We start from the raw sequence: 693 nt of genomic DNA on the forward strand, positions 1-693 counted from the left end.
TCGAGGAACACTCCGTGGAGGCGCTGAACAGCTTCGTCGGTGACCTACGCCGCGAGATCGAACGCGTCGAAGAGGCGATCGCCCGCAAGGGCAAGGGCCGCAGCGCCGCGGAGAGCTTCTTCCGCAAGTAGACTGCGTTAACCCTATATTAACCTTTCCAAGGTGTTATAGGGCATCCGTTCAGCGGACATGGGAACACATTCTCTCGTTCCCTTCATCACCCTTTGACTATGAGCCGCCCAAAATGCGGCTCTTTTTTTGTCTTCCTGCATTCGGCAGTGGGTATTAACCTTTCGTTAAGAAACCGCTTGCGGAACTCAGCTACAGGTATATTTGTTGAGCGCAGTATAGAGCCGTTCATCAATCGGTCGCATTCGTTTGACAACGAGGCGAACGAGAGCGGCACAAGTCGGGTGAATTCAGAGAGTGTCAATGACCACCACGTCCGGGGCGAAAACCATCAGCTTTGCTGGGCACGCGGCCAATTCGCCGCAGTTCGATGCGCTTTATTCCGAAGGCATGTCGCTGGTGGAGACCACCGCCGCCTATCTTGATGGGCCGGGCCGCAGTGCTGCCCGCAAGCTCCGCGCACCCGCGGCAGCGCTCTATGCCGGGGAATCCCTGGCGCTCACCACCCGGCTGATGCAGCTCGCCTCCTGGCTTTTGCTGCAGCGCTCGCTCAATACCGGCGAG

General features: G+C 58.2%; 2 protein-coding genes. Both read left to right on the forward strand.

Annotated features, from left to right (window positions below):
• Window positions 1–14: 14 nt before the first annotated feature.
• On the forward strand, window positions 15–131 hold the full coding sequence (locus MD273_RS19175; protein ID WP_353050344.1) for a DUF1192 family protein: 117 nt from the start codon (window positions 15–17) through the stop codon (window positions 129–131).
• A 301-nt stretch (window positions 132–432) separates the two neighbouring features.
• The coding region (locus MD273_RS18515; protein ID WP_285229182.1) for a DUF1465 family protein at window positions 433–693 on the forward strand (261 nt) is incomplete at its 3' end.

Source organism: Marinobacter sp. C7 (assembly GCF_022343555.1).
Classification (GTDB): Bacteria; Pseudomonadota; Gammaproteobacteria; order Pseudomonadales; family Oleiphilaceae; genus Marinobacter.